Raw genomic sequence first — 20,434 nt, 5'->3', positions numbered from 1 at the left:
TTTGGTTCAAAAAACACTGTTTTTTAGAGCTAAATAAAAAAATGGAAAATTTCAAAGAAACATCCCCACGCAAAAATAGTGCGACTGCTTTTTTAGATTACAAACCCGCTGAACTTAGAACTTGCAAAACATGGATAATTGTTTACTATGCACGTAATCCTATAACAAACCAAATGGAACGCTTTAGAAATCGTGTTCCTTCTTTAAAAAATATTCGTGAGCGGAAAGAATACGGAAAAAAAATAGTATTTGAATTAAACGAAAAACTTAAAAGCGGTTGGTTGCCTTTTTATGAAATATCCGATATAAAGGAATTTAAAACAATCTCATACTGTATCGATTTGTATTTAGAACATCTTGAAAAAGATTTTACTTCAAATGAAAAAAGATATGATACTCTGAGGTCTTATAAAAGTGTAATCAAAAAATTCTATGCTTACTTACTGGAAAAAGAAGCTAAAACGAAATTAATCCTAGAGATAAAAAAAGATATGATCGTACGCTATTTAGATTATCTTTTTTATGTAAAGGAAAACAAAGCCGTTACCTACAATAATAACCTAATCCTATTAGGAATTTTCTTTAAATGGTGTGTTGAACGTGGTTATTTGAAAAACAATCCAGCAGAGGGCGTTTTAAAGAAAAAAAAACAACCAAAAATTAGACAAATACTGGATGATGAAGTAAAGAGAAAGCTCAGAGAATACGGAGAAGACAACATTACATTTTATACCACCTGCATGCTTACTTACTACTGTTATATACGAACTACTGAATTGACAAAAATAAAGGTTCAAGATGTAAAACTTTATGATGGCTACATCGTTTTACATGGAAATAACACCAAAAACAAAAAAGATGAAACGGTTACAATACCGAATGAATTAGTTGAGTTGTTGGCTATGCATCTTCAAAAAGCAAACAATCAGGATTATCTTTTCAGCTACGATAATTTCGCACCCGGACCAAAGCAATTAACTTCTAAAAAAGTAACCGATAAATGGAACTATTTTAGGATAAAAAAGAATGTAGCAAACATATATCAATTTTATTCTTTGAAAGATACCGGAATTACGGATTTACTTAATAGCGGTGTTTCTGCCATAAAAGTAAGAGATCAAGCACGACACTATGATTTAAAAATAACAGAGGGATATACAGCCAGAAATAAAACTTGTGACGAAACGGTTAGGAACTCAAAATTTAATTTTTAACACACTACGGAGTAAGGCTATAGAAAAAAAATGTAAACATTGTAAACAATTGAATTCTATTTCATAATACACTGATTATAAATTATTTATATTGTTTACAAAAGGTTTATAAACTGCTTTTTTAAATATTTATATTTATAAACAAGGTAAAAAAAATTTATAAACATTTGGGCTTGAGGCAAAAAAATTAGTTAAAAAAGTAGATTTTTTTTGAATAAATCCGCAGCTGCAGTTTGTCCAGGTTCGTAATAAAATCTACTTTTTGTAAAAATGAATTGTAGTTTTTTTTTACTATGTTCCGCTTCTAAGATTGTCTAGGAATCGAGTTATAATAGGCAGTCATGTAAGTACCGAAACCCTCACAATATTATCATTTTTGATTTTAACAGCTAATCATTTCCCATATCATGATGCTTTTATTTTTTCCTATAAAAAATAAACTAATTCGAAAATTAGATCCTATTATTTTTTTGTATGAAAAACATTGTTATATTTGAAAAACGAGTTTGGGTTTACCAATTTATATCAATATCTGAACCTAGAACTCTTTTACCTAAAGAAGCTATCGTACAGCCTGTAAAAATTGCACCGCAAGAATCCAAAAGGATTACTGACATAAAATGGATGTGTGCAAAAATGAAAGATTCTATAAAAGAAGTTGGCATCGGTGAAAAAGCAAGTCTTACAGTAAAAACTGTAAATTACATGCAGGGAGAAAAAATAACTATAATAGTTGATGAAGCAGACGGAAAATACCTTAAATCCAATACTAAAGAGATCACATATAGTGGAGAAGTAAATGCCGAAGGTATTGCTGAACTAAAAGAACAAGTAAAAATAGAGACGTATATAAAAAACTAAATGGATAGAACTTTTAGAATTAAATCAGTTAATGGAGATACAAGTTTTCAGCACGTAACATTAAAAATTACGCCAAATGTCGATGGCGATTATTTTGACATGCAAGGGAATTATTTAGGCTCAACTGCAAATAGCCAGAAAAAAATTTATATCACAGGACTAAATTCTTTCGCAACGCCATATTCTATTGGGAACATTCCCGAAGATTTTTTTGATAAACAAGTCTCATTTACCGATGGGATAGGCAATATCGTGAATTTAAGAGCAGGGACAAAATACGGTACTATAATAACTGCTGTACCGACAGATAGGCAGTTAATCGTTTCTAAAAAAATTCTCAGTCATTATTACACTGATGCGGGTTATGATGTGAATGAATTGAAATACAAGTCTATCACACAAGTACCTGATAAAATACCCGGAGGAACTTTCGCCTTAGCGAGATTAGGAAGCACGTCATCACATTCAGAAGAGTTAAGAGAAGGAGAAATAGACATAAGTGTTAATCTTTTGCGTTTTGGTTCTAGTATAAATACGGGTTGGGATGCAATAAATCTTTTTGCTCATGAAAGAGGACAGCATATAAAAGATCTTATGAAATATAAAAAGACTCTTTGGGATGTGTTTCCTGGTCCATATGCGGTTGAGCATCGAGCTTATATGTATCAGTTAAACCATCCAACTTGGGTAAAAACTTCTCCGGAGTTTAAAAAGCAAATTTGGTATGTAATTGGAGGATATGTTCATCCTCTTGAATATCAATCTTATTTTAAATAAAAACTATGAAAAAAATTATAGTTCTGATTTTATTGTGTGTATCATGCAATTTAAAATCAAAGAAAGAAGAGCCGTGTGTAATAAAAATGGAGTACATTTCTCAATTAGATATGCTCGTCCCAGAATCTGTAATCAATGTATATATCGAAGATAAAGAGGGTTTCTTACAAGGGAAATTAAGTTTTAAGAAACTTCAGGATGTAATACTATACTCTGTAAGAGAAGAAGAGAAAGATTATTTTCATTTACTATCCCCTTATTTAATACCATCCAAAACAGATAAAAATATTGTAATATTAAAAGTTGCAACATTTTTTTTTCGTCCAAATGTTTTTATCCACGGGGTAAGAAGAGAGAACAAATGGACACCTGAACAAATTCAAAAAGCTATAACAGGAGATGTTGGTTTTGTTTTTGAAAAAGATACTATAAGAGTGAAAATGTGCGAAAAGTAAGAAAATATATAATATTGATTTTATTATGTATCATCCAATGTGAAATCTAAGCAAAAAGATTTAAAATTGGAGTTATTAACCATTGATAAATAAATTTATTTTTTATAAAAATGAATTGTAGATTATTTTTGCATGCGCTTCTTTCTGGAGATCTTTCCGGGATTGAAATTAATCTACTTTTAAATTACCCCAGTCGTAATCATAAAACTTTTCATACATTTGATTTTAACTAATTAAAGAACTTTTTATGAGCAGAAAATACCAATTATCTTATGATGCAATAAATGTTAAAAAAGATTTCAGCGATAGCTATGTGGAAGCTAGAAGATACCTATTATGTGTGCTAGGAAATACGGGATATCTTAAAATATCTTCTTATTGCGAATCGACACTAATAATTGAATATGACCAGATGCAATCAGAATTGTTTCATTATTTAAAAACAAATCTTGCAAAATATTTTCATTACTCTGTCTGTCTTGTGGCTATAAGTGAATCAGGAGTCGGATTCATAAATCATAGTCAAAATGTGCATCTTAATTTACGTTTGAAACTAGAACTTAAAAATATTTCCTGTGATAATTTAAAAAAGGAAATCACAAATTACTAAGCAAATAATCCTTAGAATAAATAACTAAAAAATCCCGTTGCAAGTTTTGCAAGGGGATTTTCTAACTAAAACAAAAAAACTAACTAAAAAAACTTATTTCTGATCTCCACTTTTAAACCGAATGCATAGCAATAAATTTCAAAACCCCCATCTTTAGCCGTTATGGAACTAAAATCAAAAGGAACATAAGTGCCAGTAGCATCACTGCTATTTACCATCAGATAAACCTCGTTTGTCCTTACGTCCTGATAAATTCTTAGCAAATGATATTTCCCTCCATAATAATTAAATTTCGTAAAAATTTTAATATACATGCCATTTAACTGAAAAGTATCAGCCATTTGAAACAGCCTATTTTCCGATAAATCCTGAGTCATTGTATTTTCTCCTGTTTGATTGTCAAAATGATTAATACTCCATGCTGAAAATGAAGAGGTACTACTAATATTTAAAACACTCTGAACAATAAAAGGAATTCGAACAGCAGAAGTAAAACCATAAACATTTCCTCTATACTGTGGACTATCATAAACCTTAAAGAACTTCATGTTCTCTTTAGGAAAATTATTTACAGATACTTGTTGCACCGCTGATAAATCCTTATCAAAGAAATAATCCTGTGAAAGTGCATTTATCAAATTATCCATAGAACTATTATCAATTGCAGGCTGGCAAAGTTCACCCCAAACCTCCTGATAATTAAACACCAAAGGATTTATATTATACGCCGTTTCTGACTGTATCATAACCATATCAGGACGATTTAAATCTTTTACAACACTCTGAGAGGATGAAAGCGAAGCAATTAACGTGTTATCCATCTTCATGAGCAATACATTTCCGTTTTTAGCCTTTAAAAATTTTATAATCCTTTTCTCGGCTGGTGGCGCGAATGAAATTGAAAAAAACTTCTTGGATAATTGAGCAAAAAACTCATTGGCACTCTCAGCCATTATTGGAGGATTACAGGAGTTAAGATTAAAATCATTGTAATTTAAAAACTGTGTACTCCAGTCTCTTGACTGATCTGATTTTAATTCAAAATCATCTCCTGATCTCTTTACACTTTGTTTTGAAGCAAAAGAACAAATCTCGTAACCTAATTCTCCATCTTCACCCTCAGTCATTAAAGCAACAGTATTACCTTCTCGCTTTTCAAAGTATCTATTTTGATTTGCTATCATTATTTTTTCTTAGCTACCTTTTTTACTGGTTTTTTCTTGGCTACTTTCGTTTTAACTATCGCTTTTTTAGCTGTAGTTTTAACAATCTTACCGCCTTTAACATACTTGAAACCTTTTTTCAATGTTCCGTCTGTTTTAAGTCCTGTGGCTTTTACAACACTGCTGCATAATTTCTTTAATCCCTTTACTGTTTTTTTCTTTACTGCCATGATTGATTGTTTTTGTGATTGATTAATTTTAAATTGTAGATTTTTAAGGCAAAATTCCCTGGAGAAATGAAGTGCCGGTTATCAAAAAAATCTACTTTATTAATTTACCGTGAACGATAATTTTTTAATTTGGATTGCTAGCGGTTCCGGCGGTGCTTCGGGTGTCGCCCGCACGAGTTTTTTACTGAAAATATTGAATTTTAATTCGTCGAGCGGTTTATCCTGATAACGGTTTTTATCCGCCCAAATATAATTTTCCTTATAATTGGACATTTTCTCAGTGAATAAAACTACATCGGCATCAAACTGGCTTTTACTCCCGCCACGCATTTTGCCGTCTGTGGTTTGTTGGAAAATAACAATGAATAATTTCCCGTCATATTTCTTTCTCAAATCTTTATCGACTTCAAAACCTTTATGCATTTCCTGCATTTTAGAGAAACTGTCAATTACAATAACATCGTTATTTTTTATCAGTCTATCTAAATCAGCTATACTTTTTATTTCGGGGGCTTCGGTATCAATCAAAGCCTGATTATTTAGGTACTCATTTGCTTTGTCATAATATAACGAACTTTCGGGATGTTCTTCAATACTGGCATGACCAACTTTGTAATTTTGAGCAAAAGTATTTATAAACTGAAAACACATTCTTGTTTTCATTGAACCCTGACCGCCAGTAAGAGAAATAACAACACTTTCTTTTTCTTTACGCTCAATTTTACCTAAAAACTCCGAGATATCCGTATTATCAATTTTAAATAAATCTACCTTAGTTGGCTTATTTGACATTTTATACGCCAATGAATTTTTATTGATATTGACCATTGCAACGGGTTTTATTTTCGTTGCAACTCTCTCTGTTTTCTTTGCAACTGGCTTTAAAAAGATTTTCTTTTCTTCTATTGGCTTTGCAATGGTTTTTTTGATCGCAATTTTTTTTTGATTTTTTATTACGGTCTTTGATTTTTTTAACTGATCCAAGACTTTTGGTTTTGACTTTTTATAACTGTCTTTTCGTTGTATAACTGGTTTTCTCCATACCCTTTTTGGATTCAGATTGGTATGCATTTCAAATGCCATTTTATCTGGAGCATTTAATCCATAAGGCTCAACGAGGTTATTTATTTCGATCAAAAATGTATCGTCTTTAAAAGCCTGTAGCACTTTTATAACTCGTTTAGAAATAACGGTGTGCTTTTCCTTTTCTGCTTTCAAAAGCAGGTTTTCAAGTGTTTTTCTTGAAACGATCAGTCCGTTAAGGCTGTTAAATTCTTGGGCTAATGTCATTTTAAGAAATTTTATGTTCCGTACCCAAAATACTTACAATGGCTTCCATTCGAATATCATTGCTATTAAAATTACTGGTACTGACAAAGGCAAGAATGTTGGTTATGGTAGTTTGTAAATCCAATTGAACGGGTACGTTTGGAATTGTAGTACTGGAATTTGCTTTAATGGTGACGGCACTCACATTTACATTTGCTGACCCTAAAAGCATATTTTTCTTATCGTAAAATAAAATTCTCTTTAAGGTAACTGCCAGAATTTGTGCGCTGAAATTCTCCGAAGTGGGATTCACTAACTTAAAATCCAAATTGAACGTTACAAATGGCTTGCCATCATTCCACTTAGCATCCAATTTTTTAAAAGCTACCGGATAAATCTTGACAAACTGGAACTGCTCTATTATCTTTTTTACCTTATATTCCAAAAAGAAATAACCCGCAACGGCAACTATTCCCACTCCAATAACTATTTTTTTAAGACTCATCTTTTTGATTTTTTAAATAAAAATTCTCGCTATTCTCCAACATAAAAACACGATTGCCAAACCACCTATAAAAGCCAGTATTTTAACCCACATAGGAATATATTTAACCGGAACATATTTTATTAGTTTATCTCCTTTGATATAAACCGTTTTTTTATTTGTGGCTGTACTTTCATTCTTGGTCTGCGCTATTTTCTGCCATGCTATAATTTGATTCCTCAGGCTGTCATAATAAATTCCTGATTCGTTATCGCCTGACTTTTTACGGCTATTGAGCAATTTAAGAACACGCTGCAGTTCCGCTTTAGTGATGCTGTCGCACTCGGGTTTTGCAGTTTGCACTTTGGGAACTTGTATTTTAAGAGTATCGTTTATTGCCCCATTTATAACAATGCTTTTTACGCTGTCCTTTTTTTGGTTTAAAACGGTTTCGATTGTATGATTACTTTCAATTGCTTTGGCTTTGCAACCGTATAAGGTGATACAAAGAGCAAAACAGCACAAGGCACAGAAAAGCACTTTTAAAAATAATTTCATTGGGTTTTGTTGATTTGTAGTACTGCTCATAATCTATTTCATTTTAAGTTTTAGCATTGTTTTTAAACCATCAAAAAGACTGGTTATAAGTTCTTCTACTTCACTGTGAATAAGGGTTGAGAGAGAACCGCCCCAAGCGCACATCACATAGGTAAACATCTTATTGATGTTCAGATATTGATCGCAAACGGCATAGACAGAAAAAGCCACAAAAAAGCTTATTATGGCTTCGGCTAAAAACCAGCTAAGGCGTGGTTTCTTGCCTTTTTGAACAGCGAGGTAAATTTTCATAAAAACCCCTGCCAGTACTACTATTAGAAATAAAAAATAATCCTGATAGTACTTCAGTTCGCTTATGATTTGATTTAATATTGTATTTTTCATATTAGTTTTTTTTGGTTATAAGGTGAAAGCCAATTCCAAGCGTAACTGCTGATGCTGCTAAAATTATGTAGTGGTTTCGCTTTTTTTTTTAATAACTCAATACTGATGTTTTGAGTTTTATAGAATTTAAATTTTGTAATCCTGTCCGCCAGTCCGTTGGTTTTTCCGTTTACTTTTCGGGTAATGTCTGTGATTAAATTAGCATCTGCCAAAGGGTTCAATTTCTTGTAGACAGAGAAAAACCAAGCCGAACAATCCACTGCAACGGCAGTCTGTAAAAGCAAATCGGGATTGTTCACCACGTCATAACCTGAATACTTTTTATAGGCTTCGTAATTGGCTCTGCCCGTAAGCTGGATAAATCCTCTTCCCCTGTATTTCCATCCGTCACCGCTGGTCATATTGCCATTTCCGTTACTATTTGCATAACCAATATTGGCGATCATTTGCTGATTGGCTTTGTGGTCTGTTGTTCGTCCGTATTTTTTAGCTTCGGCTAACGTCATTCGGGAATTAAAAGGACTGGTTGCCAAAAGTCCCTCAGGGCTGTAATTCAAATTTTCTACAACCCTTGTGAAATTGCCTGATTCATGTGATAACTGGGCTAAGAAATGGGCTATCCTAAGGGGTGTATTTAAACTGTACTTTACAAAGGCATTTAAAAAAATACCGCTGTTATCTAAAATAAAACTCATTATAGTATCACTTTTTTAGGGGTTGTTTTTGTTTTTGTCAGGTAATAAAGAAGTCCTGTTAAGACTAATGTTCCAATGATAATTTTTTCAGTATTTTCCATTTTAATATCCTTTTACTGCGCTGGCATTTACAAAATAATAAACCCCGTCACGATTGATTAAATATTGCCCTCCGACTTTAGAGCCAACAAAAACACCGATATGCTCCCCGTAATCAAAACTGCTCCCGATAAAAGGTTTTGTTCCGGTATTGAAATACGATCCGCCCGCTGTCTTTTTAGCATTAAACACGCTAACATCGTTTTGATTTGCCATTACTTTCTGTCCAACTCTCGGGGTTACTAGCGCCGTTGGTGTTTCTTTTATAGCTGATTTGGAAACCGTCTTGGAGTAGGCGTTAATACTAATTTTAGAAACACCTTTACGGCTTTGCAAGGCAGTAAGGGTTTTGGTCCCGAAATCCCCATCAATTTCAATTCCTAAAAGCCTTTGCAATTCCCTGACTTCAATTCCTTTGCTTCCTCTGCCGAGCATTTTATTTTTACTTAAAACCGCGCCCGTATTTGGAACTGATGTCGTTTCTTTTTTTGGCGCGTCAGGTGTAAATTCCGGAACAGCGTTTAAAAGCGTATCATTTTTCTCTCGTTGCTTTTTTCTCCAATACATATAGCCTATACCGCCAACCGCTACAAGCCCTACACCAATTAATACCTTATCTTCATTTTTCACTTTCATGCTTTCTCTTTTTTTTAAATTGTAGATTTTTTTTCAATAGATCCGCATCCGGAGTTTGTCCAGGTTCGAAATAAAATCTACTTTTTATAAAAATGATTTGTAGACTTTATTTGCGGAGCTTCGCATCTGCAGATCTTTCCAGGATTGAAATTAATCTACTTTTAGGTTTGTTGATTTGTGTAATCCCGTTTATAAATAACTGGGAAATTTTTTTCTGAGTAAATTATAATCAGCGTCGTTCAGTTCTTCTTTGAGCCATGTTTTAAGGGGTAACTTACTTCCACCAATGGTATTATAGCCTAAAATCCGATTGTAATTCTTAAGTCCAAAAGTTTTATTAATAAGCCCAAACTGAGCCTGTGATACACCTGTCAGGGTTTCAAAAATCAGGGTTTCATCTGTGCCGGAATATCTATTCATAGCTTCATAGAGTAAAGCAACTTTTTGACTGGCAGAGAAAGCAGGAACTAAATTCACGTCTCCTTCGTCGATGTACTTTTTATTTCCGCCTAAAAGAGATTTTCCGTTGCTGTTCGTTTTGGTTAAGAAATACACGCCTAAACCTAAAATCACTACCGATGCAGTTACTATAATTACTTTTTTCTGTGTTGTCATCATTAGAAAAATCCTTTTATTAAAAATCTCAGTTTGGTAATATCATCTTCCTTAAACTGATCCTGTAGCCACTCCACTAAGTTCATTTTGACAAGGGTGGCACTTCTGCGCTCCCCGAATTCATTATAAACCCTGATAAAACCGTTGTGATTCAGTCCGGTTAAATTATTTTCAACTGTTTTATAATTTGCTCCAAAACCAAGCAGTGCCGTATAAATCGCTTCGGCTCTTGCTTTAGCCTGCGTAACATTGATATTACTGGGTTTGAATCTCACATCTTCCTGAAGCCTTGAAAAACCTTTGAAGACTTTGTAATATAAAACAGTAACCAAACCGCCAACGAGCAAAACTTTAATTAATGTGATCCCTGCGCTGATTCCCATTTTTGCATTTTCCTGTGAACTCGCAATTGCCTTTTGCCCCTGTGGACTACTCAGAACAGTTGCAATTACAGCAGGATTAGACAATCCTCTTTTTCTCATTTTATGTGGTTTTTTAGTTAGACAAAAAAACTTTTATCATTGGAAAATTTGTTTTTAATTGCAAAATCGCTTTAGGGCTTTTCGATAATTCGGCAAGCTTCACAAGTACATCGTTATCCAATTGCGCTAATTCATTAAGCGCTTTTGTTTTTGCTTTTATCTCGAAAGGATTGACAGCCTTTATTTCTATTTCGACAGTGGTTTTTATGCTTCCCATAATTGGTGTTTTTTTAGTAATTGTGCGAGTTCGGTTGAAAATTCAACATTTGTATTAAGTCCTGTATTAATGCTCTCCAGTACGTTTACAACAGTATCGTCAATGCTTTGCAAAGCCGTTGCAAAATGCTGTTTGGCTTCACTTGAATAGCTTTCCATTGGAGAGCCAAGTCCTGCAACGGGTGCAACTCCTTTAAAGGCTGCTAATAATGCAGGGGCGTTTTGTACTGCTCCCTGAACTGCTCCCCATAAACCGCTTTCTTTATCGGCATTGTACTTAGACAACAATTGTTCTTCGCGAATGTCTTCATACTTCTTTTTGTAGTCTTTATTTTCTGTCTTTAAACTTTCATTTTCTGTAAAGAGCCTTGAAGCATCATTCTTGGCTACCATGAGGTTCATAATGTCAAGAGTTCCCAAACCAAAAGAATTAGAAAAAACATCTGTCTGCGGTTGTGTAGCTTTGGCGTGTTGTACCGGAATTGGTGCATCTTCATTCTCTTTGGAGAAATTAACCTCAAATGAATTTCCGTCGACTTTGTAAGAGCTTCCGTTTTTACGTTTCAAAGTCAGGCTTAATCGGCGATATCCTTTTGCAAATAAGGTTTCGAAAAATTCTTCCGCATTCTGATACTCTTCTATAATTTCAACATGGGTTTTGTTGCGAAAAAGAAATGAATTTGTTTGCAAATCCAAAACAGAGACTGCCGAATAGGAATCGGTATTTAATTTCTCTATTAAGCTGTCTAATTCTTGCATTTGATAAACTTTTTGTAAATAATATTGATCTCTTTTTCATTCCAGCTAAATGCTGACAACTCCTGTAAACCGCCTTTGTTTGGCGTATCAAAACGAATCTCTAAATCAATTTTTGATACCGTACCATCGGCAGGAACTAAAACAAAGCTTTCCTTGCTTGCAACTTCAAAATCATTGACAAAGACACTAAGAATACCGTTATTTCTAACTTGCAGGGTAGTTACATTATCAATGGTGATTTCTTTGTCTTGTTTTAGTTTCAAAAAAACAACTCCTGTATTAATTTTTATAATGTCTTCTATCATCTGATTTTATTTAAAGACAGCTGTCAGGATTAATTTTATACATCAAAATCAAATGAAAATATGTATCCTTTTGAACTGCCTGAGTTGTTTTGGCTTTGAACGTGAATGTTTTGGATTCTGTTTCAAAGAACAAAGGTTTGTAACTGTCTTCGAATCCTGCGCCCTCTCGACGCTTCCAGTGATCGACGTGTGTGGGTTTTGAAAACGCCACACCGCTGTCATCATAAATGCCGTATTCCGCAAAATTGTCTATGTCTGTGTGATTGGTGTGCAATTCCGCTCCAAGAATAAAACCCGTTTCCAAAGCTGTGGTCAGTAAAACTTCTGTTTCTCCCGATGCAAGCTTTAAATTGATAACCTTTTCTCTTACTGCCATGTGTTGTATGATTAAAAAAAGCCGTAACTACTTACGGTTTACGGCTTTTATTATGGTTAATAAACCTTAAATTATTATCGTTTTGCTTGGTGTACCCTGAATTCGAAACGAACATTTGTATCTGAAGCAGCAGTCACCGAAACTCCTTTAGGATATTCGATTTCGATTTCAAACTCCAAGTTGGAACGAATTAAAGGCGATGTTGAAATGCTTCTGAAAAAATTCGTTGTATCTCCCAATAAATCCGTCATTGGCATATCAATCAAAACGTTTCCGTCTTGTTTGATTCTTAGCTCAGCATTTAAAAAAGTACCATCAAATTGCTTATTTGAATTGATGTTCGTGTTATCCCAAATCTCATTTTTAAGGGTTCCACTTCCTGAACCTCTTAGCACTCTGATGCTGTCAATGATGTAATCACGCCCAGCGTTTAATTTGTTACCGTCAATATTTGTAACACCTACTTCACGTTTGGTATTAACATCGACAATCCCAACAGTACCCGCTTGCCCTTTGATGGCAACGTTTAAATACAAAGTTTTGTCTGTTAATTCTACCTGACCTACTCTTGGAACTGCCCCGTTTCTTTTAGCCTTAATTGTCGCAACTGCTGACGCTAATTCTGATCTTCTGCTCATTGTAATTGTTTTTTGATTGATGATTGATAATTTTCACAAACCTTTTACGGCTTTGTGTTATTGATTGTTTGACTTTTTATTGGTAAAGTTCTGCATACAAAGCTTCTTCTTCTGCGCCGTGTAAACCGCGCTCGTCTTCTCCGTAAACGTCCGATTCCGCTCCATGAAGACCATCTTCGTATTCATCATCCACACCGTTTAAACCTTCTTCGGTATGGAATACGTTTCCTGCTTCATCCATGAAAGAACCGTTTAAACCTTCCTCTGTATGAAATACGTTTCCTGCCTCATCCATGAAAGTACCGTTTAAACCCTGCTCGTCAATTTCATAAACATGACCATCTCCACCCATAAACTGACCGTTTAAGCCTTCGTCGAAAGGACAGGCTAAACCAACCGCTCCTTTTGCAAACAATGTTCCTTTACCAGTTCCCGTCAGTTTTGAACTCAGGTGTTTGTCTGCTACTTTTTTAACTGCAAGTAAGGCTTGCACTACTGCGCTACCCATTAAAGAACCTCTTAAAAGATTGTCCTTTGTACTTGTGCCGTTTACTTTTGTTGCGCCAAATGCAGATGCACCAGCGAAAACCAAATTTAGTAATGGACTATCTGACTGAGGTAATAACGTACTCACACCATTAGACATCATACCGCCAAGAATCCCTCCCCCAATGATTACTACTTCTTTATTCATTTGTTATTAATTTTAATTATTACTTTTTCTTTGTGGCATAATAAATACCGCCACCTAAAACAACTGCGCCTAACACATATAAAAGCATATTGTTTTTCTTTGGTGCGCTTACTGCTGTTTGTAGCGCAGGCTCTTCTAAATCAACGAGCTTTTGAGCGTTTATGGCTGTTGGTTGAAAGTCTCCCCCTGCGTTAGCCATCTTTGAATAGGAAACCGATTTTACCGGCGTAAGTTCTCCCACTGGTTTTGCTACTGGCTGATTATCGGTTACGATATTTTCAGATGTTTCGCTGTAAGTACTGCTTTGGCTTTGTTCACTTGGTATTGCAGTTGCAAAAGATGCCGGAGCAAGAGTGCTTACCGCTTCAATTTGTGGTCGTGGTCGGTTTTGTACAGCATTTACAACCTTTCTGCCTAATGTTGTTTTTGAAAGCTTTACGCCTTTTCTAACGGCTTTGGATTTTGCAACCCTGCTAACAAGCTTACCGCCTTTAGAACTTAAAAGCTTCGAAGCCACACCACCACCAACAGGGATAAAACCCGCTGCAATGGGAGCCGCGAATTTGGTCACTTTAATGGCATTTTTCAGACTGACATCTTTAATCCTGATCTTTTTCAAAAAGGACTTTCCTAATCCCGTTTCCTGTTCATTAATAATTATCATACTTCATTGTTTAATTAGATTTCTTTAAAAATAAAACCCCTAATAATGCACCGATTCCTAAATAAACCGGAAGGTTAGCATTTTTCGTTGCAACGGTTTTTGATTTCGTTGCAATTTTTCTTGATTTCGTTGCAATTCCTTTGCATTTTGTTTTGGGAGCATTCAGCCCGAAATGAGGTAAGATTATCTCTGTGTCATGTGCCATAATGTGAATGGGTTCTCGGTTAGTACTCGTTGTGCCGTCTATAATAAAATAGCCCTGTTTGATATCGCCTGATTCCTGATTCAGCGGTACAATTACATAAACATGCGTGTAAAGATCTGGTCGGAAACTCGGTTGTTTAATTTGCCTTATATAGTGTCTGATACCCATATTCACTAGCAATGAACTTGCGAAAATAGAATAGGTTTTGCAGTCGACACCCTGCGCGCGTACTTTGAACGTACAGGCTGGACTTCTAAGCATTTGCTCTACTCCATCGGCTTTGTACTGAATATGATTGTAGAGAAACCAGTAAATCCGATCACACGTTTCTTTGAGTGTTGTTTGTTGCAATAGCTTTGCAACTTCCTTTGTCTGATGGTTATATTTAATAACCATTTGTTTTATCATTCTGACAGTATCAAAAGTATTACCGTTGCCAAGGCTAGTCTTATCACAGCTAACCTCTGGAAACAACGGCTCATACTCTTGACCGCCTAAGATGTTCCTCTGTAACAAGTTATCAATATCCATTATTTCATTTCGTCTTGTGTTAGGTTGTTAGGCTTTTCGAGTACAAATATTGGAATGTTATTATGATTCGCTGAAAGATCAATAAGGGAAAGTCTGATAATCAAAGCATCAGGTAGCTTTGCAAAGGTTTTGCAATGTAATTGCAGTTTCGTTGCAATTCCATTGCAAAGCCTTTGTCATACGCTTAAAAATATCAATAAATAGGAAAAAAATCGATAGATGAAAAATTATTTAATGTTACAAAACAAAATACATATATTTGATTTCTAAGAAAACCAACATTAGTATAAATTATAATAACATGAAAAACAATAATAATTTCTTATTAACTATAGCAATCATTGGAGTAGTAGATGGGCTGTTAATTCAAGTTTACGGCAATAAAACTATTGGGGATATACTTATGGGGATTTCAATATTAGTTTGTCTATATGTTATAATCCGCATCATTTACAACTTTATAACCAGAAAAATTAGATCTTAAAAAATAAGTTCAAAAATTAAAAAGACTATGTTACAAAAAAATACCCGCTTCTTTGCAGAGCGGGTAAGGAGTCATGTTTTTTTAATCTAAACAGATTGATGATTGCAAATCTGTTATTTTTTGCAATGTTACTAAAAATAAAACCCAATTCAACCAAGTTGTTTTTTTATTTACAAATAAATTATCCTATTTCACGGATTAATTTAGTCTCTAATTTTATAATTTCATCATTTATTGAATCGTAATCTAAGTCATCATATTCAATGTAGCTAATTATAAAACTAGGAATGTTTACGGATTTGAGTTCTTTACTATAATTCAAATCAAGCAATTTTTCAAGTTTTTTAATGCCGTCAATTTCTAATTCAGCATCCCAATTAATTTCCGTAAAAAATGGTTCGTCATTATCGTTCCATCTTTTGCGTTTTATTTTAGCATTTACCCTAATGTGAAATGTTCTCATAATAATTAGTTTAAAAGTTATTTTGACTGAAAATCGATTTTAAGCCTACTTCTTATTAGAAAAGTATATTTGTCTTTACCCTCGTCTAATATCTTCTTAAATAGCTTTATTTTCATTTCTTCATCATTTAAGTAATTTGAAAGCTTATTTGCAGAGGTTAATTTGGTGTTTTTAACGTCATTTTGTTTTGGATTCTCTAAAACTCGGATAATGAAATTTCGATTTATGAGCGCATTTGTCGGATTGTCTGATTTCCTTACCATAGCTACTAAAGTTGATTTTGCAATTTTCTTAATTTAAATTCTTCTTCTCGGTGATCTTGAAGCATACTTTTTAATTCATCTGACAGAAGATAACCGTCAGGTTTTCCATTTCTATCTATAAAAATAATTAGCTCTTGTGTTGAAATCATTTTTGCAAAAAGCCTTGATCCCGGAGTTGAATTTTTACGAGTCTCCCTTATAATTTCCTGAATCTCTTTTCGTATATAATCTTCTGAATATTGACTTCTAAATAAGTCTTGTAACTCTGCTTTTTTTCTTATATAATGTAAAGTTTTTAAATTCATAAATTTGGTTTTGCTGGTTATTCAATTTGATTTACTACTCGTTTTTTGATTGATGATTGATGTTTTTATTTTTTTTCCTTTTTCAGAAAATCACTTAATTCATGTATTCTTTTTGAAGCGGATTTAAAAAAATCAATTTTTAAATTCAGTTGATAAATTTCTTCTTTCTTAACACTTATGATCCCGTTCAATTTTTCTATTTCTTTTCTTTGCTCAAAATATTTATCAAGTGCAAAAAATAATATTTCCGGAGTAGTTTTAAAATTTTCCTCCTTTCCAATCTTTTCAAGTTGCTTTTGTTGCGAATCTGTAAAACTTCGGATGTATGTGCTTTTCTTTATCATGTTGTTTAATTGTAGATTTTTTTTGAATAGATCCGCAGCTGCAGTTTGTCCAGGTTCGAAATAAAATCTACTTTTTTAGAGGTTAGTTTATGTTTTAATATCCAATTATGAGACCGCCACCGATATACATTACCGGAATGCCGTCTTGTTTCTCTTGAACTGATCTTGTAATGGACACGCTAAAATCATGATCGTTTATATTTTCGCCTGCGTAGTCCCATGTCGTCAAGCTTGCGTATTTTTTGCCGTTTCCCGCAATGGTTATTTTTTCCGGCGGTATGTTTTCCAAATCAGTTATACAAATTGATAACCTACGTAGTCTTGATGTTTTCATAGTTATAATTTTTATTGTATTATAGTTTGTTCTTTTTCTTCTATTACTTCTATTTCATCAAAAAGCCCTAACGGTACGTATATTTGATTGTGAGTGTATAACTCCCTGAATTTATTTATATCAGTTTCTTCTGTAAAATAGAATGGCTGAGTACAAATAGTACCAGTAATTGACTGTTCAAAATAAATTGCACCTATTTTTTTATGATTCCATTGGTCTGCAAAATCATCTTTATTAGCTACTCGAATTTTCATAAACACGTATCGTTTCATAGCGGAACAGTTTTAAGATTTTAAAATAATCAGTATAAAATTGTTATTGTTTTTAAAATGGTAAATCATCTGGGCGGTCGCCTAATTTCAATTCTTTTTGTTCCTGTATTGCAACTTCAATATCATTAGTTCTCACGTAGAAAAATTCCAGAATGTTACGCTTTCCTTTTTCGTTGGTGTGCGGTTTTTTGATGGTTTTTTTATCAGCACTTAAATACTCAACAGGGTTGAAAGTCCATGTTTTCATTTTGCAATATTCTTGCAAACTCCTTTTAAAGTTCGTGGCTGTCTTTTTGTACTTTTCCCCTGCATGTAATGTGTAAGCTTTTTGCACATCATCACGCAATAAAAATTGATTTAGTGTACCGTTTACAACTTCTTTTGTTTCGCTGTCTTCATCGATCATTGAATGTGTAAAATAACTATCGCACCAATTCATAAAGTTTTCACCCATAGAAGCCTGAATGTTGGTCAAATGAATGTTAGTTTGCGGGGCTTGCAATTCGTTATCTCTATTTGACAGATACAACTGGCAACACTCCATTAAGAAATAATAAAACTTATTCCATTGCTTTTCATCCCAATAGCTTGAAAACAAATCTTTATTATTGAAATCATGCGATATTTTACGCTCTTCGTTGTACTTATCGGTTTTTACATGATAATAATCTGAAAAGGAAATAAAGAACAAACGCCCTAATGTGGATTGATTAATTTTACCGATACCAAAATTTGAAGTTGCAGCCATTTTTCCAGCATCGTGAAACTCAACATTGTAAGGCTTCTTTGTTTTTGGATTTACAGATATCGGACCCGTTACCCAGTTATAAAAAAATTCAACTCCTAAATATTGGTCAATATCTTCTATTCGCAGATAATCGTTTTCTTTTGTAAAACCGTCTAGTAAATGCGAATTTGTAGTAATGTTTTTTGATTTTCCATTGATGTAATAATGATTATTCAATAGTTTGTCGATGCCATTTAATAAAACTGATTTACCGGAACGACCGTTGCTGTCTTCTTCACTTTCTTTAGGTGCATCATCCATTATATAAATGAATTTTGCAAACGATTCTATTTTATATCGATGTAATAAATAGCCAATCCCGAAGCATTTATTTAAGAAATGTTTTTCCTGTATTAATCGCTCATTTTCTGTCAAGCATTCAGCCGATAAATTAAAACGGTTTTCGTTGTGATATTTTTGTTTGGCTTCTTTTAGCTCCTTATTATTTGCAAAATCCCCGAAAGGCTCTTCTAACTCTTTTCTCCAAGACATACGAGAACCATTAATTAGATAATTCATAAAGTCACAATCCTTTTGCAATATTTCTACCCGATCATTGCAATTGTCGTCTTTGTAGTGTCTAAAGCTTGCTTTTTCTGCAAAAATGGTTTTATTTACTATTCTGTAATCCCAAACAAAATTTTTCAAATCTTTGTACGGTTTGAGTTCGATGCCATCTTTTGAAATGGTTGCAAATTGATTTTTGTAAAAAAATGTCTGTGTTTCTTCTGTAAAATTTTTGAAATCCAAAACTATTTTATCCATAGATAAAAGTTTAGGCTCATTAAATTGCTCCGTATTTTTCACAAGGTCAATTACTTCAATCGGTTGCCCTTTTTCAATCAGGTACATTTCCGAAAATTTACGTATATCATTAGGGAAATACTGCTCTACAATATGCTCGTTGATTCTTATAAAAATAAATTCCTGTACACCTGTTTTTTCAGTGTATTTTTTCTCTGGGTAATACAAATGAAATCCTTTGATTTTAAGGAAATAATGTAAATATGAAGTTTTAACAGACCAGCGTTTTGATTTTTCATTTTTTTCAAAAAACTTCATTTTCAAAGCACCAGTCAGAAGGTTTCCAAACTGGAATTTTACAGCGCTTAAATCAGCTTTCTTGTAGAATTTCATCCAGTCTCTAAAATCTTTTCCGCTTGTACCTAGTTTTTCTTTTGGCAACCAAATACTTTTCATATTCCAAAACTTTTCAGCAACTTCATAGCCGTATTTAACGCCCGATTCGTCAAGATCAGGAAGATTGTAAATGTTTTTGCATATTTCTTTAAGTTGGTTGTATTCTGTATAATTTATTTGTTCGCCCTCGGAATTGTACCAAATAACATCATATCCTAAGCTTGCAACGTTCAAGCCGTCAGAACCACCCGAAGCGACAATACAATTAGGGATTCTATAAGCGTCACGTTCATCAATTAACCTACCTGTAGTTTTATCGTCTTTTGATTTTTTTATCTGACTGTTGAAATCGTCAATTTTGGCATTGTATTTTTGAATAACTCTTTGTAATCCATAAACGTGTCGAACTGGTTTTTTTCCTAAATAACCGTGTTTGAATTTTTTATCTTTCGAAAATGGGGCATAGGTTTTACACCATGTTTTTTCAGGCATATAACAAAATATAGGGAAACTTTCAGTTGCCGAAACTTTGATATGATTTTTTTGGTTTGTCTTTTTGTTTACGAAGATTTTTTCATAGTATTCTACGCTTAAAAAATCATATTCTTTGGCTAATTCAGGTGTTACATAAGTGCCAATTATATCAAGCTGTGTATGCTCTTTTGTCACAACGTTAAACCAGTCTAATGGGCGTTTATCTTTATCGTCAATGGTTGTTATTTCGACTGTAGCAGTAAAAAAAGTGTTGTTCCCGTCAAGGTTAAACCATTCGTACAACATTTTTAAACAAGGATAGAAATCTAAACCGCTTTGCTCCATTGCAATTCCTATGGGCGTGAAAAAATCACCTCCAAAATCCTTTACACGCCAATAATTAACCCCAATACTACCTTTAAGACCTTTATCATTTTTGACTAAATAGCAGGATGCAGATTTATCTGTATCTCTGTATCTAAAAGCATTTTTATCGTTTTCTAACGCTTTACCGAAACCGTCGCAATTGTCAAGATATTTTTTTATAATATCAAGACCGTTGTCCGTTTTTTCGTAAAGTGTTTCTACGTTAAATTTATAGTTACCCATAAGGTTTTTTCGGTTAGTGTAGTTTGTTAGTAGTAATTT

General features: G+C 33.6%; 29 protein-coding genes. 5 read left to right on the top strand and 24 right to left on the bottom strand.

Annotation, left to right across the window (positions count from 1 at the left end; genetic code table 11):
• Positions 1–41 precede the first annotated feature (41 nt).
• The 5 genes from KHA90_RS11955 (at position 42) to KHA90_RS11935 (ending at position 3,917) form a co-directional block, all read left to right on the top strand.
• Positions 42–1,214, top strand: a complete 1,173-nt coding sequence (locus tag KHA90_RS11955; protein ID WP_213299812.1) for a tyrosine-type recombinase/integrase — start codon at positions 42–44, stop codon at positions 1,212–1,214.
• 474 nt (positions 1,215–1,688) lie between these two features.
• Positions 1,689–2,075: a hypothetical protein gene (locus KHA90_RS11950; protein ID WP_213299809.1), complete on the top strand. Its 387-nt coding sequence runs from the start codon at positions 1,689–1,691 to the stop codon at positions 2,073–2,075.
• Entirely contained in the window at positions 2,076–2,852 is a 777-nt protein-coding gene (locus KHA90_RS11945) for a hypothetical protein (protein ID WP_213299807.1), read from the top strand. It begins immediately after the preceding gene.
• Positions 2,853–2,857: 5 nt separating this feature from the next.
• Entirely contained in the window at positions 2,858–3,307 is a 450-nt protein-coding gene (locus KHA90_RS11940) for a hypothetical protein (protein ID WP_213299804.1), read from the top strand.
• A 247-nt stretch (positions 3,308–3,554) separates the two neighbouring features.
• Positions 3,555–3,917: a hypothetical protein gene (locus tag KHA90_RS11935; protein ID WP_213299801.1), complete on the top strand. Its 363-nt coding sequence runs from the start codon at positions 3,555–3,557 to the stop codon at positions 3,915–3,917.
• Between the two features lie 83 nt (positions 3,918–4,000).
• On the opposite strand, the gene KHA90_RS11930 is transcribed toward KHA90_RS11935, so the two are convergent.
• The 24 genes from KHA90_RS11930 to KHA90_RS11815 all read right to left on the bottom strand — a co-directional run bounded on the left by KHA90_RS11930 (position 4,001) and on the right by KHA90_RS11815 (position 20,395).
• The gene (locus tag KHA90_RS11930) at positions 4,001–5,101 is read right to left on the bottom strand and encodes a hypothetical protein (RefSeq protein WP_213299798.1); all 1,101 of its coding nucleotides are present in this window, start codon (positions 5,099–5,101) and stop codon (positions 4,001–4,003) included.
• Entirely contained in the window at positions 5,101–5,310 is a 210-nt protein-coding gene (locus KHA90_RS11925) for a hypothetical protein (protein WP_213300202.1), read from the bottom strand. Before KHA90_RS11925 ends, KHA90_RS11930 begins: the two co-directional genes overlap by 1 nt.
• Positions 5,311–5,409: 99 nt before the next feature.
• A complete protein-coding gene (locus KHA90_RS11920) occupies positions 5,410–6,600 on the bottom strand; it encodes a P-loop NTPase family protein (protein ID WP_213299795.1) in 1,191 nt (396 codons plus the stop codon).
• 1 nt (position 6,601) lies between these two features.
• A complete protein-coding gene (locus tag KHA90_RS11915; RefSeq protein ID WP_213299792.1) occupies positions 6,602–7,084 on the bottom strand; it encodes a hypothetical protein in 483 nt (160 codons plus the stop codon).
• A 12-nt stretch (positions 7,085–7,096) separates the two neighbouring features.
• The gene (locus KHA90_RS11910) at positions 7,097–7,651 is read right to left on the bottom strand and encodes a hypothetical protein (RefSeq protein WP_213299790.1); all 555 of its coding nucleotides are present in this window, start codon (positions 7,649–7,651) and stop codon (positions 7,097–7,099) included.
• A 3-nt stretch (positions 7,652–7,654) separates the two neighbouring features.
• Positions 7,655–8,005, bottom strand: coding sequence for a hypothetical protein (locus tag KHA90_RS11905; RefSeq protein ID WP_213299776.1), 351 nt, complete (start codon positions 8,003–8,005; stop codon positions 7,655–7,657).
• Positions 8,002–8,700: a glycoside hydrolase family 19 protein gene (locus KHA90_RS11900; protein ID WP_213299773.1), complete on the bottom strand. Its 699-nt coding sequence runs from the start codon at positions 8,698–8,700 to the stop codon at positions 8,002–8,004. Before KHA90_RS11900 ends, KHA90_RS11905 begins: the two co-directional genes overlap by 4 nt.
• Before the next feature lie 102 nt (positions 8,701–8,802).
• A complete protein-coding gene (locus KHA90_RS11895; RefSeq protein ID WP_213299770.1) occupies positions 8,803–9,435 on the bottom strand; it encodes a peptidoglycan-binding domain-containing protein in 633 nt (210 codons plus the stop codon).
• Positions 9,436–9,624: 189 nt separating this feature from the next.
• The gene (locus KHA90_RS11890) at positions 9,625–10,053 is read right to left on the bottom strand and encodes a hypothetical protein (RefSeq protein WP_213299767.1); all 429 of its coding nucleotides are present in this window, start codon (positions 10,051–10,053) and stop codon (positions 9,625–9,627) included.
• Positions 10,053–10,532, bottom strand: coding sequence for a hypothetical protein (locus KHA90_RS11885; protein WP_213299764.1), 480 nt, complete (start codon positions 10,530–10,532; stop codon positions 10,053–10,055). The genes KHA90_RS11890 and KHA90_RS11885 overlap by 1 nt, the downstream gene beginning before the upstream one ends.
• 13 nt (positions 10,533–10,545) lie before the next feature.
• On the bottom strand, positions 10,546–10,749 hold the full coding sequence (locus KHA90_RS11880) for a hypothetical protein (RefSeq protein WP_213299761.1): 204 nt from the start codon (positions 10,747–10,749) through the stop codon (positions 10,546–10,548).
• Positions 10,737–11,507: a hypothetical protein gene (locus KHA90_RS11875; protein WP_213299758.1), complete on the bottom strand. Its 771-nt coding sequence runs from the start codon at positions 11,505–11,507 to the stop codon at positions 10,737–10,739. The genes KHA90_RS11880 and KHA90_RS11875 overlap by 13 nt, the downstream gene beginning before the upstream one ends.
• A complete protein-coding gene (locus KHA90_RS11870) occupies positions 11,495–11,812 on the bottom strand; it encodes a hypothetical protein (protein WP_213299755.1) in 318 nt (105 codons plus the stop codon). Before KHA90_RS11870 ends, KHA90_RS11875 begins: the two co-directional genes overlap by 13 nt.
• 10 nt (positions 11,813–11,822) lie before the next feature.
• The gene (locus KHA90_RS11865; protein ID WP_213299752.1) at positions 11,823–12,188 is read right to left on the bottom strand and encodes a hypothetical protein; all 366 of its coding nucleotides are present in this window, start codon (positions 12,186–12,188) and stop codon (positions 11,823–11,825) included.
• A gap of 74 nt (positions 12,189–12,262) precedes the next feature.
• On the bottom strand, positions 12,263–12,826 hold the full coding sequence (locus KHA90_RS11860; RefSeq protein ID WP_213299749.1) for a hypothetical protein: 564 nt from the start codon (positions 12,824–12,826) through the stop codon (positions 12,263–12,265).
• 76 nt (positions 12,827–12,902) lie between these two features.
• Complete coding sequence (locus KHA90_RS11855) at positions 12,903–13,520, bottom strand: hypothetical protein (RefSeq protein WP_213299746.1); 618 nt, start codon at positions 13,518–13,520, stop codon at positions 12,903–12,905.
• A 19-nt stretch (positions 13,521–13,539) separates the two neighbouring features.
• Complete coding sequence (locus KHA90_RS11850; RefSeq protein ID WP_213299743.1) at positions 13,540–14,184, bottom strand: hypothetical protein; 645 nt, start codon at positions 14,182–14,184, stop codon at positions 13,540–13,542.
• Positions 14,185–14,194: 10 nt separating this feature from the next.
• Positions 14,195–14,920 (bottom strand): transglutaminase-like domain-containing protein, encoded by a 726-nt coding sequence (locus tag KHA90_RS11845; RefSeq protein ID WP_213299740.1) that lies wholly within the window; start codon positions 14,918–14,920, stop codon positions 14,195–14,197.
• 665 nt (positions 14,921–15,585) lie between these two features.
• Positions 15,586–15,867, bottom strand: coding sequence for a hypothetical protein (locus KHA90_RS11840; protein WP_213299737.1), 282 nt, complete (start codon positions 15,865–15,867; stop codon positions 15,586–15,588).
• Between the two features lie 268 nt (positions 15,868–16,135).
• Positions 16,136–16,435 carry a hypothetical protein gene (locus KHA90_RS11835; protein WP_213299733.1) on the bottom strand — a complete coding sequence of 100 codons (300 nt, stop codon included), beginning with the start codon at positions 16,433–16,435 and terminating at the stop codon, positions 16,136–16,138.
• 65 nt (positions 16,436–16,500) lie between these two features.
• Positions 16,501–16,779, bottom strand: a complete 279-nt coding sequence (locus tag KHA90_RS11830) for a hypothetical protein (protein WP_213299730.1) — start codon at positions 16,777–16,779, stop codon at positions 16,501–16,503.
• A 94-nt stretch (positions 16,780–16,873) separates the two neighbouring features.
• Positions 16,874–17,113 carry a hypothetical protein gene (locus KHA90_RS11825; protein WP_213299727.1) on the bottom strand — a complete coding sequence of 80 codons (240 nt, stop codon included), beginning with the start codon at positions 17,111–17,113 and terminating at the stop codon, positions 16,874–16,876.
• Positions 17,114–17,124: 11 nt separating this feature from the next.
• Positions 17,125–17,367, bottom strand: coding sequence for a hypothetical protein (locus KHA90_RS11820; RefSeq protein ID WP_213299724.1), 243 nt, complete (start codon positions 17,365–17,367; stop codon positions 17,125–17,127).
• A 70-nt stretch (positions 17,368–17,437) separates the two neighbouring features.
• Complete coding sequence (locus KHA90_RS11815) at positions 17,438–20,395, bottom strand: primase-helicase family protein (protein ID WP_213299721.1); 2,958 nt, start codon at positions 20,393–20,395, stop codon at positions 17,438–17,440.
• Positions 20,396–20,434: the final 39 nt, after the last annotated feature.

It is taken from the genome of Flavobacterium psychroterrae, from assembly GCF_018380615.1.
In the GTDB taxonomy this organism is placed as follows: domain Bacteria; phylum Bacteroidota; class Bacteroidia; order Flavobacteriales; family Flavobacteriaceae; genus Flavobacterium; species Flavobacterium psychroterrae.
Note: the sequence above shows the minus strand (reverse complement) of the source record. Positions and strands in the feature narration are given on the sequence as shown.

Coding starts and splice junctions, on each gene's coding strand:
- KHA90_RS11920 (WP_213299795.1), bottom strand. CDS start 6,600: ATGACATTAGCCCAAGAATTTAACAGCCTTAACGGACTGATCGTTTCA.
- KHA90_RS11950 (WP_213299809.1), top strand. CDS start 1,689: ATGAAAAACATTGTTATATTTGAAAAACGAGTTTGGGTTTACCAATTT.
- KHA90_RS11935 (WP_213299801.1), top strand. CDS start 3,555: ATGAGCAGAAAATACCAATTATCTTATGATGCAATAAATGTTAAAAAA.
- KHA90_RS11820 (WP_213299724.1), bottom strand. CDS start 17,367: ATGAAAATTCGAGTAGCTAATAAAGATGATTTTGCAGACCAATGGAAT.
- KHA90_RS11925 (WP_213300202.1), bottom strand. CDS start 5,310: ATGGCAGTAAAGAAAAAAACAGTAAAGGGATTAAAGAAATTATGCAGC.
- KHA90_RS11930 (WP_213299798.1), bottom strand. CDS start 5,101: ATGATAGCAAATCAAAATAGATACTTTGAAAAGCGAGAAGGTAATACT.
- KHA90_RS11850 (WP_213299743.1), bottom strand. CDS start 14,184: ATGATAATTATTAATGAACAGGAAACGGGATTAGGAAAGTCCTTTTTG.
- KHA90_RS11840 (WP_213299737.1), bottom strand. CDS start 15,867: ATGAGAACATTTCACATTAGGGTAAATGCTAAAATAAAACGCAAAAGA.
- KHA90_RS11955 (WP_213299812.1), top strand. CDS start 42: ATGGAAAATTTCAAAGAAACATCCCCACGCAAAAATAGTGCGACTGCT.
- KHA90_RS11900 (WP_213299773.1), bottom strand. CDS start 8,700: ATGAGTTTTATTTTAGATAACAGCGGTATTTTTTTAAATGCCTTTGTA.
- KHA90_RS11865 (WP_213299752.1), bottom strand. CDS start 12,188: ATGGCAGTAAGAGAAAAGGTTATCAATTTAAAGCTTGCATCGGGAGAA.
- KHA90_RS11910 (WP_213299790.1), bottom strand. CDS start 7,651: ATGAGCAGTACTACAAATCAACAAAACCCAATGAAATTATTTTTAAAA.
- KHA90_RS11845 (WP_213299740.1), bottom strand. CDS start 14,920: ATGGATATTGATAACTTGTTACAGAGGAACATCTTAGGCGGTCAAGAG.
- KHA90_RS11915 (WP_213299792.1), bottom strand. CDS start 7,084: ATGAGTCTTAAAAAAATAGTTATTGGAGTGGGAATAGTTGCCGTTGCG.
- KHA90_RS11880 (WP_213299761.1), bottom strand. CDS start 10,749: ATGGGAAGCATAAAAACCACTGTCGAAATAGAAATAAAGGCTGTCAAT.
- KHA90_RS11940 (WP_213299804.1), top strand. CDS start 2,858: ATGAAAAAAATTATAGTTCTGATTTTATTGTGTGTATCATGCAATTTA.
- KHA90_RS11895 (WP_213299770.1), bottom strand. CDS start 9,435: ATGAAAGTGAAAAATGAAGATAAGGTATTAATTGGTGTAGGGCTTGTA.
- KHA90_RS11905 (WP_213299776.1), bottom strand. CDS start 8,005: ATGAAAAATACAATATTAAATCAAATCATAAGCGAACTGAAGTACTAT.
- KHA90_RS11885 (WP_213299764.1), bottom strand. CDS start 10,532: ATGAGAAAAAGAGGATTGTCTAATCCTGCTGTAATTGCAACTGTTCTG.
- KHA90_RS11875 (WP_213299758.1), bottom strand. CDS start 11,507: ATGCAAGAATTAGACAGCTTAATAGAGAAATTAAATACCGATTCCTAT.
- KHA90_RS11945 (WP_213299807.1), top strand. CDS start 2,076: ATGGATAGAACTTTTAGAATTAAATCAGTTAATGGAGATACAAGTTTT.
- KHA90_RS11830 (WP_213299730.1), bottom strand. CDS start 16,779: ATGATAAAGAAAAGCACATACATCCGAAGTTTTACAGATTCGCAACAA.
- KHA90_RS11825 (WP_213299727.1), bottom strand. CDS start 17,113: ATGAAAACATCAAGACTACGTAGGTTATCAATTTGTATAACTGATTTG.
- KHA90_RS11870 (WP_213299755.1), bottom strand. CDS start 11,812: ATGATAGAAGACATTATAAAAATTAATACAGGAGTTGTTTTTTTGAAA.
- KHA90_RS11835 (WP_213299733.1), bottom strand. CDS start 16,435: ATGAATTTAAAAACTTTACATTATATAAGAAAAAAAGCAGAGTTACAA.
- KHA90_RS11860 (WP_213299749.1), bottom strand. CDS start 12,826: ATGAGCAGAAGATCAGAATTAGCGTCAGCAGTTGCGACAATTAAGGCT.
- KHA90_RS11855 (WP_213299746.1), bottom strand. CDS start 13,520: ATGAATAAAGAAGTAGTAATCATTGGGGGAGGGATTCTTGGCGGTATG.
- KHA90_RS11815 (WP_213299721.1), bottom strand. CDS start 20,395: ATGGGTAACTATAAATTTAACGTAGAAACACTTTACGAAAAAACGGAC.
- KHA90_RS11890 (WP_213299767.1), bottom strand. CDS start 10,053: ATGATGACAACACAGAAAAAAGTAATTATAGTAACTGCATCGGTAGTG.